Source organism: Sphingobacteriales bacterium, assembly GCA_012517435.1.
GTDB lineage: Bacteria > Bacteroidota > Bacteroidia > CAILMK01 > JAAYUY01 > JAAYUY01.
On sequence record JAAYUY010000067.1, the window covers coordinates 1 to 9,960 of the forward strand.

6 protein-coding genes are annotated in these 9,960 nt (G+C 35.9%); 3 read left to right on the forward strand and 3 right to left on the reverse strand.

Annotated elements, in window-relative coordinates:
• A partial coding sequence (locus tag GX437_03765; GenBank protein ID NLJ06770.1) for a hypothetical protein occupies positions 1 to 1,223 on the reverse strand: 1,223 nt, incomplete at its 3' end.
• Positions 1,224 to 1,357: 134 nt separating this feature from the next.
• Here GX437_03765 and GX437_03770 point away from each other — a divergent pair.
• Positions 1,358 to 3,604 (forward strand): tetratricopeptide repeat protein, encoded by a 2,247-nt coding sequence (locus GX437_03770; protein NLJ06771.1) that lies wholly within the window; start codon positions 1,358 to 1,360, stop codon positions 3,602 to 3,604.
• A 2-nt stretch (positions 3,605 to 3,606) separates the two neighbouring features.
• On the opposite strand, the gene GX437_03775 is transcribed toward GX437_03770, so the two are convergent.
• Complete coding sequence (locus GX437_03775) at positions 3,607 to 4,656, reverse strand: sensor histidine kinase (protein ID NLJ06772.1); 1,050 nt, start codon at positions 4,654 to 4,656, stop codon at positions 3,607 to 3,609.
• Between the two features lie 15 nt (positions 4,657 to 4,671).
• Entirely contained in the window at positions 4,672 to 5,349 is a 678-nt protein-coding gene (locus GX437_03780; protein NLJ06773.1) for a response regulator transcription factor, read from the reverse strand.
• Between the two features lie 255 nt (positions 5,350 to 5,604).
• Between GX437_03780 and GX437_03785 the strand changes: the two genes are divergently transcribed.
• Both GX437_03785 and GX437_03790 read left to right on the forward strand, forming a co-directional pair.
• Complete coding sequence (locus tag GX437_03785) at positions 5,605 to 8,490, forward strand: TonB-dependent receptor (protein NLJ06774.1); 2,886 nt, start codon at positions 5,605 to 5,607, stop codon at positions 8,488 to 8,490.
• 114 nt (positions 8,491 to 8,604) lie between these two features.
• The coding region (locus GX437_03790; protein NLJ06775.1) for a hypothetical protein at positions 8,605 to 9,960 on the forward strand (1,356 nt) is incomplete at its 3' end.

Consider the following 9,960-nt stretch of genomic DNA (forward strand, 5'->3'; position numbering starts at 1 on the left):
TGAGTCAGTGTAAGAGTACCATCCAGATTATTTGTAACTGTCAGATTGTACAAACCAACAGCTGTAGTCATCTGAAAAGTAAAATAAGCGTATAGAGCAGTGTCGTTGATTACCGTAAAGCTGTCTCTGTTTATCTGGGTTGTTCCCTGATTAAGCCTGATAACGGTGAAATTAGCTGTCGTAAAAGAAGTATTCGAAGCAAGAATAAGGGCTTTTACTGAAGTTCCCTGCTCGGTAGAATCAGGGTCAATACTCAGCAACACAGGAGTAAATGGTGTTTTTAACACCCAGAAAACTCCGGTCAGGGTTAAATTTCCATCAATTGTACTGTTGACATTCAGGTTATAGGCTCCCGTTGGGCGCGTTTTAGAAACCGTAAAGTAAACATAAATTGCCGTATCATTGATGATAGAGAAACTGTCGTAAGGGATGATGTTTGTTCCCTGTACCAACCGGATGGCAGAAAAAGTTGTGGCTATAAAATTCGTGTTTTGACCCAGAATCAGAGCCTTGAAATGAGTTCCCTGATAAACTGAATCAGGATCAATGCTCAGCAGTTTTGGCGCATAAGGTGATGTCAGTACCCAGAATTTATTCGCTAATGTGAGATTGCCATCAATACTGTTGGAGACAGTCAACTGATAAACACCGGCAGGCCGTGATATGGCAATGGTAAAATAGGCATAAAGAGCCGTATCGTTAATAACAGTAAAACTGTCATAATTTATTTGATTCATTCCAAGGCTAAGACGGATAACCGTGAAACTGGCTGTTGTAAAATTTGTATTTTTCGAAAGGATTAAAGCTTTTATGGATGTTCCCTGGAAGGTACTGTCGGGGTCAATACTTAATAAGGCCGGAGATGTGGGAGATAAAAGAACCCAAAAACTGCCTGCAAGATTCATATTTCCGTCAACACTATTATTTACGATCACGTTGTAGGCTCCAACCGGGCTTGTTTTTCCAATAGTAAAATAGGCATAAAGCGCAGTATCATTGATTACATGAAAACTGTCTCTGTTGATTTGGTTAAAGCCTCTTGTGAGACGGATAGCGTTAAATGTGGCTTTGGTAAAGTTTGTTTTTTGTGCTGTTATCAGGGCTTTAAATGATGTTCCCTGATAGACACTATCAGGATCAATAGCCGACAAGCTTTGTCCGGATACTTTAGGCAGATTGAAACATAATACTGCCAGAATAATAATCTTAAAAGAGTTTTTCATGTCCAATTTATTTATTAATTTTGAGTTCAAATATAGACGGAACTGGTATAATGAAAGTTTAATCCCGTGCAATATGTCAGTATTTAATAAGAGGCATTTTTATTGATAATCATAATTGTCTGAAATTTTGACTTATGTATAAAAAAGAAATTGAGCAGTACTATCACAAAATAGAAAACTTTGTTTACGAGCGAAAACTGGCGGAAGCTATTCAAAACCTTGATGTTTTCATAAAAGAGAGCATGTCATTTGATTTACAACAGGATTACGAACAGACCCTTGAAAATTATAAATACCTTCTTGGTTTTATGATAAAAGGAGTTGTAGATCCTGAGCGTGAAAAAATATATAATAATATTTGCTGCCATCTTTTGGAAATCAATGATAAAGCACGACAAAATGCTTTTTTTTATTGTCCCGAGCTTCCTTATTTTAAGGCAAAAAATTACTTCAACAATCAGGGAAAACTATCGAAAGAAACGGCTGAACAGTTATTGGATAAAGTGGTCTCGCCAAGAGTTATTGCAGATATGTTAAGCAATACTTCAGTCAGTGACGATGATGCAAGTCTTGAAGAGCAATCATGGCAGGGCATGGAAGAATTGTTCAGAATATTCTGGTTGACAGATCGGTATGATGAAATTGATTCTGATTTGTTTGAAAGAATAATCGAACATGAAAATATTTTCTGGTATGAAAAAAGTTTACTGGTTTCAGCCTTAACACTTGGATTGTTAAACAATTTTGACATTGCCAAAATATCACTTCTCATCAGGACATATCTGAAAAAATTACCCCATATCAGTGAAAGGGCACTGACAGGTTTGATTTTGGCAATTTATAAATACGACAGGCGTATTGAATTTTATCCGGCTATTTTTTCAGAATTACTTCTGCTTACAGACTACAATGAGTTTAAAGATGACCTGAAAGCCCTTATTTTTCAGCTAATTACGACAAAAGATACCGAAAAACTCTCGAAAAAACTTCAGGAAGAAATATTACCGGAAGTGATAAAACATGCACCGCAGATTGCTAAAAACCTGGATATTGAAAAGTTGTTGTCGGACAAAGATGAAGATGAGAAAAACCCCAAATGGAAAGAAGTGTTTAAAGATTCTCCGGGTTTGTACGACAAGCTGGAAGAGTTATCCAAACTCCAGATGCAGGGAAGTGATATGTTTATCGGAACTTTTGCTCAGCTTAAACATTTCCCTTTCTTTAACAACCTGATCAATTGGCTCTTGCCTTTTTATGCTGATGAGAAAAACCTGAAAAGTTCTTTGCAAAAAGAGCTGTCGCATCCCAATTTCATCGAATTTCTTGAAGCACTCGAAGTTGCACCTTACATCTGCAATTCTGATAAATATTCCTTTTGCTTTAACCTGAAAGCTTTACCCGAACAGCAGAAACTGCTTTTGTTCGATATGTTTATTGAAGAAACACATTCATTAAGGGAAATGCTTCTGGAAGAAGGAAGAATTGATATGACCCTTAAGAGCAGAATTATTATTACCCAGTATTTACAGGATTTATACAGGTTTTTTAAGCTTAATCCGCAAAAATTTCATTTTGAAGATGTTTTCCAATGGAAGCTTGACATTCATAATACTGCAACAATAAAAAAACTGATCAATGATCCTGTATTTTTCAAAGAAATCGCTGATCAATATTTTAACAGGGAGCATTACGATGAAGCTGCCGTCATTTACGAATCAATTTATCAGGCAGGGAATGAAGACCTTGAAATTTTGCAAAAACTTGGTTTTTGTTTTCAAAAGCTGAAAAACTATTCAAAAGCCATTGAAAATTATTCAAAGGCAGATATCATTGACACCGGAAATGTCTGGATATGGCGAAAACTGGCTTATTGTTATTTAAAAATGGAAGATTTTCAGAATGCCCTGAAATATTATTGTGAAATTGAAAAGGAAGATACTGAAAACTGGAAAATACAGGCTTATATTGCCCATTGCTACTTCAATCTGAATGAGTATGAAAAAGCACTGAATATTTTCTTCAAGGTAGATTTGTTAAAGCCAGACAATCCTTATATTATCAAATCAATAGCATATACTAATTTTTTACTTGGAAAATTTAATGAATCCCTTAATCATTATCAAAAACTTGGTTCAGATCAGTTGAATTACAATGATTTAATGAATCTCGGGCATCTCTATCTTTGCCTGAAAGACAGGCAAAATGCAAGTAATTACTATTTAAAAAGTATTGTGAATTATCCCGATGGTATAAATGGTTTTTTCAGGCAATTTGAAAATGATCGTGCTTTGTTGATGAAATACGGAGTAAATGCAGAACACTTTCCCTTAATCATTGATTATCTGAAAATGTCCAGAGAGGGTAAAATGAATGAATATTAAAATCAGGCTTTTTTTAGCGTAAAACCGAAAGTGGAACCCACTCCGGGTGTACTTCTGACATTAATTGTCTGACGATGACATTCAATAATATGTTTTACAATTGCCAACCCAAGTCCTGAGCCGCTTTCTTTCCGGTCGTGGCTTTTGTCCACCCTGAAAAAGCGTTCAAACACCCGCGGCAAATGCTCTTTTTCTATTCCAATACCGTCATCACTGACTTCTACTAAAATATTGTCTCCCATGTCGTACAGTCCGATTTTCACACTTCCGTTTTCTTTTCCATAACGTATGGCATTGACAATCAGATTATTAAGAACTCTTGATATTTGTTCTTTATCTGCGTAAACATGAAAGGGAGTATCGCAGCCTTCTTTAAACCCAAGGCTGATGTTCTTTTTAATTGTCTGAATTTCAAGATTAAACATGATTTCTTCGATCAGATCCCTGATGTCGAATTTCGTATATACCAATTGCAATTCTCCGTTTTCAAGCCTTGAAATTATTTCAAGATCAGTTATTATTTCTCCAAGTTTTTCCAGATTTTGAGCGGCTTTTTTCAGGTATTTCAAATTTATTTCTTCATCAGATAGTTTATTATCGATAAGGGTCTGAATATATCCCTGGGCATTGAACAACGGGCTTTTCAGTTCATGAGAGACATTGGTCAGAAATTCTCTCCTGTATTGTTCATTTTTAATCAGCGTATTGATCTCATTCTGATAGTCTTCTTTCCAATGAGCCACCTGTTCTTCAACTTCTCCGATTACATCTCTGGTAAGCTGAATTTTTTGGGGTGCAACCTCTTTTGTCGATTTTATGTGATGAATGGATTTGTATATCAATTTGATTTTCCGATAGATAAATATCTGCAATACAAAATAAAAAACCAGATACGATAACACAAAAGCCATCAGAAAGGCAATGATGATAAACCAGATGTCAGGTAGTTTTTCAAACAAAAATTCAGTTATTAAAATACAGATAAACAGAACAGACAGAATGGCTGATGAAAGGAGAGCAAGCTGGAAAGGGGTAAGGTTCTTTTTCTTCATAAGTCAGATTGATTGTCAGGGTTCATATTTATACCCAACGCCCTTTATGGTTTTAATATGTTCAGGGCTAAGTTTTTCACGAAGTTTCCGGATATGTACATCGATGGTTCGGTCTCCGACAATAATATCATTACCCCAGACACCCGTGAGTATTTCTTCACGTGTAAATACTTTACCGGGTTTGGATGCAAGAAAAGAAAGCAGTTCAAACTCTTTTCGGGGCAATATTTTATCTTCTCCGTTGAAGGTTACTGAATATTTTTCTCTGTCAATAATAAGCTCTCCTATTTCAGTTTTCGGAACTTGCTCCATTGTTTTGGTTCTACGAAGCAATGATTTAACCTTGCTAAGCAAAAGACTTACTTTAACGGGTTTAACAATGTAGTCGTCAGCACCTGCTTCAAGGCCGGCAATATGAGAATAATCGTCACTTCTGGCAGTCAGAAAAACAATCAGTGTATCCTTAAGTTGGTCGTTTTTTCGTATTTTCTGACAGGTTTCGAGGCCGTCCATTAACGGCATCATTACATCAAGAATTATCAAATCCGGATGTTTGGCCATAGCAGTTTTAAGTGCCTCCTGACCATTGGCTGCAGTAAACACCTGGTACCCTTCATATTTGAGATTGTATGAGATAAATTCAAGAATATCAGGGTCATCATCAGCGATCAGTATTTTAATTTCAGTTTTCATGTTTAAATTGGCATATAAAAAATTTGATGCAAAATTAACATGCAAATGACACAAATCGGGCAAATAACAATTATTTAACGATAATGTAAATTTAATATAAAACAGTTTGGTTCATAGAACTGAAAATCAATGCAAAAGAATATTTTATTCATGTGTTTCATTCTGAGGTATTTTAACCCTGAATTAATTAAAATTTAAAATTGCAATAATATTCAGCAAAATAGCCCGGAATAACTTTGCATAAAGTTTAAATGAATGAAAATCAAACAATTCGCTATTTTAATAGTTGTTTTAATCACCTCTTATACAGATTTATACTCACAAACCGGAACCATAAAGGGAACAGTATGGGATAAAAAACTGAATGAAGCATTGGTGGGGGTTAATGTTTATATTCAGGGATCTTCTACCGGATCGGCTACCGACCTGAACGGAAATTATACAATTAATAATGTAAAGCCCGGGACATATAATCTGGTAGCTTCTTACATTTCATATAAAACACAAATTATTGAAAAAGTGATTGTTAAGCCTCAACAAACCACTATTGTTAACATCACTTTAGAGGAAGATGCCATTGTCATTAAAGACATTGTTATTTCTGCTGTGCGTGTCTCACAGAGTGAAGTAAATGTAATCAATGCCATCAAAAACAGCGACAATGTGGTTAGTGGGGTAAGCGGGCAGACCATAAGCAAAACCATGGACAGAGATGCATCAGAAGTATTGAAACGCGTACCTGGTATAACTATTATGAACGGTAGATTTATCATGATCAGGGGATTAAGCGAAAGATTTAACAGTGTTTGGTTGAATGGGGCTGCCACTCCCAGCTCTGAAGTGGATGTTAAAGCATTTTCATTTGACCTGATTCCCAGTGGAATGATTGACAATATCCTTGTATTTAAAACACCTTCTGCTGAGTTACCCTCTGATTTTGCAGGCGGAAGTATTCAGGTGTTTACACGGAATGTCCCCGAAAGTAACAACATATCTGTTTCATTTTCACAATCTTACAGGACAAACACAACATTTAAACGTTTTGTCAGGCATGAAGGTGGAAAATATGACTGGTTGGGATTTGATGATGGAACAAGGGGATTGCCTGATAATTTTCCTTCAGCAGAAGATTTCATCAAGATTGCAAATTCATCAAATATCACAGACAGGGAAAAAGTACTTGAGGTGAGCAAAAATCTGAATAAAAACTGGACGACCCATACGATTACTGCCATTCCCGATCAACGTTTTTCTTTCGGATTTAGCCGCAGGTTCAACATTAAAAAAAGTACTCTTGGCAATATAACATCCCTCAACTACACCAATACCTTTACAAACCATGAAATTTACAGAGCTGATTATCAAAACTATGACACTGTATTGGATAAAAGTGTTTTGTATTATTATAACAATGATACACAGTTTACAAACAACATAAAGCTGGGTTTTCTTCACAACTGGTCAATTGTCATAGGTGAAGGCCTTAACATTGACTTCAGAAACCTTTTTAATCAGATTTCCTATACCAGAACAATATTAAGAAACGGTTATGAAAATTATGGTGGAAATTATATCATGGCGAATGAGTTCAGATTTTTAAGCCGAACCATTTACAGCGGACAGTTGGCTGGCAGGTATAAATTCAGGAATCAGCTTACCGAGTTCAACTGGGTAGCCGGTTATTCCTTTTCCAACAGAAATGAACCTGATATTAAAAGATTATCATTCAATAAAATAACAGAAGACCCGAGCGATCCACATTATGAGAAATATGCTCTTCAATTCTTTTTTGCTGCCTCCCCGGAAAAAGTGGGAAGAGTATTTATCCGTTTGAAGGAGAATGTCTATGTGGGTTCTTTTAACCTGAAACACAATCTTGTTTTTTCAGAAACTTTTAATGCAGAATTAAAAACAGGCTTTTATCTCGAAAGTAAAGACAGAACTTTCAGCACAAGAAATATTGGATATAAAGTTTCAAATCTGTTTTATTTCAATCAGGAATTGCCTTTTTTACCGATAGAAGAAATTTTTAACAATAAAAACATAAACGATTCAGATGGAATTGTACTGGATGAAAAAACAAATGCATCCGATTCATACACAGCAAAAAACAAACTGATAGCCGGTTACCTGAATATTAAAATTCCTTTAAGGGAAAAGTTAAACATAAATGCAGGTGTGAGAATAGAAAGAAATATACAGGAACTTCACAGTTTCCGGACAGATAACCCGACCATCCCCGTAAATGTTATGTTGGATAGCATCAACATATATCCTTCCGTAAATCTGTCTTACAACCTTAACCATAATCGACTTTTCCGGATTGCCTATGGAATGACTGTCAACCGTCCTGAATTCAGGGAAATTGCACCTTACCTCTTTTATGACTTTGAAAACAAAGCAGGCATACGGGGGAATCCGATGATTGTAAATACTTACATTCATAATTATGATTTCAGATACGAAATTTATCCATCTCCGAAAGAAATGATTAGTGCGGGCATTTTTTACAAAAACTTTATTAATCCGATAGAAGTTTATGTTGTCCCGTCAGGTTCAGGAGCTGAATATACCTTTCGTAATACGAAAAGCGCCTATAGTTACGGAATAGAGCTGGACATTAAAAAATCACTTGAAACATTATCAAAACGAAGTGACTGGTTGTCGGGATTTAAAGATTTCAGTGTTATTTTCAACGGGTCATTGATTAAAAGTATGATAAAGTTTGCAGAAAATGAGCTTGAATCAGACAGAGCAATGCAAGGCCAGTCACCTTATATTTTAAATACCGGGATATTTTATCAGAATGATTCGTTTAATTTTAATGTCAGCATTTTGTACAATATTATTGGTAAACGAATTATCTATGCAGGAGATCCTTACTCTCAGGCACCAGATGTTTATGAGATGCCGCATCATAATTTAGACCTGATAATTTCAAAAAAATTAGGCAAAAATCTGCAGGTAAAACTGGGCGTTCAGGATTTGCTGAATCAGGAAATTGTATATAAACAAACCATTCATTTCAATAAAGATAATAACGGAGACGGTAAGGGTGACGGAATAGTGTCGAGAGATGAAATCAGGCTTAATTATTTTCCCGGCAGGTATTTTACCCTTTCACTCGACCTTAAACTTTAACTTATCTTAACATTTTGAAAAGCAATTAATAACATTATCAATAATAACTGGTTACATAGCAAAAAAAACTTTGCACGAGAAAAATTAATTTGAAAACATTAAAAATTAAAACTTATGAAAAAAATTCTTTTACAGCTTTTAGTTGTTTTAGGTTCTTACGGAGCCATTGCGCAAAGCATTAATGATCCATTCTTTGAAAAGGTAAGCTATATTGGTGCATTTGGAACAGAAGACTGGACTGCAGGTTGGGCAAACTGGAAACCACAAAGCACAAGTTATCCGGATGCTACTGAAATTATTGAAGGAGAAATTACGACCAATCTGGTTCTGGATGCCAATAAAACCTATTTATTAAAAGGTTTTGTTTACGTTGCTGATGGGGCATCCATTACTATTCCTGCCGGAACAGTTATCAGAGGAGATAAAGACAGCAAAGGAACATTGATTATCGAAAAAGGTGGGAAAATCTTTGCAAAAGGCACAAAAGACAAACCAATAGTATTTACTTCAAACCAGGCAATCGGAAGCAGGTCTTATGGCGACTGGGGAGGTTTGGTAATTTGCGGAAAAGCCAAAATAAATGTTGCAGGTGGAAGTGCTGTCATTGAAGGAGGACCAAGAAGCACTTATGGCGGAAATGATGACGAAGACAGCTCAGGTGTTCTTAGCTACGTTAGAATTGAATTTGGTGGTATTCCCTTACTTCCTGACAAAGAAATCAATGGTTTAACATTGGGCGGTGTCGGAAGCCTTACACAGATTGATCATATTCAGGTTTCATATAATGGCGATGACTCTTATGAATGGTTTGGCGGTACGGTAAATGCAAAATACCTGATTGCTTTTAAAGGTTGGGATGATGATTTTGACACAGATTATGGGTTCAGAGGTAGGGTTCAGTTTGCTGTTGCACTTCGCGACCCCAATATTGCTGATGTTTCCGGTTCAAATTGCTTCGAATCTGACAATGACGGAAGCGGAAGCAGTAATACCCCGATAACAAGTCCTGTTTTTTCTAATCTGAGTTATTTCGGGCCTAAGGCAAATTCATCAGTTACCGTAAACTCAAATTATAAAAGAGCCATGCACTTAAGAAGAAATACCAGACTAAAGGTTTATAATTCAGTATTTGCGGGTCATCCAACCGGTTTATTTATTGACGGTACTGCTGCTCAGACCAATGCTACCAATAATGATCTGGTGGTCAGCCATACCATCATGAGTGGAATGTCAAATTTCTTTGCCAGCAATTTTGAACGCAGCTATTTCTTTTCAACGGATAAGAAAAACGATACACTTGCTTTAAATACCCTACTATTAATTACAGACCCGTTTAATCTTGATGCTCCTGATTTTCTTCCTTTAGCAAATTCTCCTGTTCTGAAAAGATCTGTCTGGTATGAAAGTGAAATTCAGGAAATGAATAATTATTCAGACATCAATGCCTTTCCGGTACCATTTACTGATCAA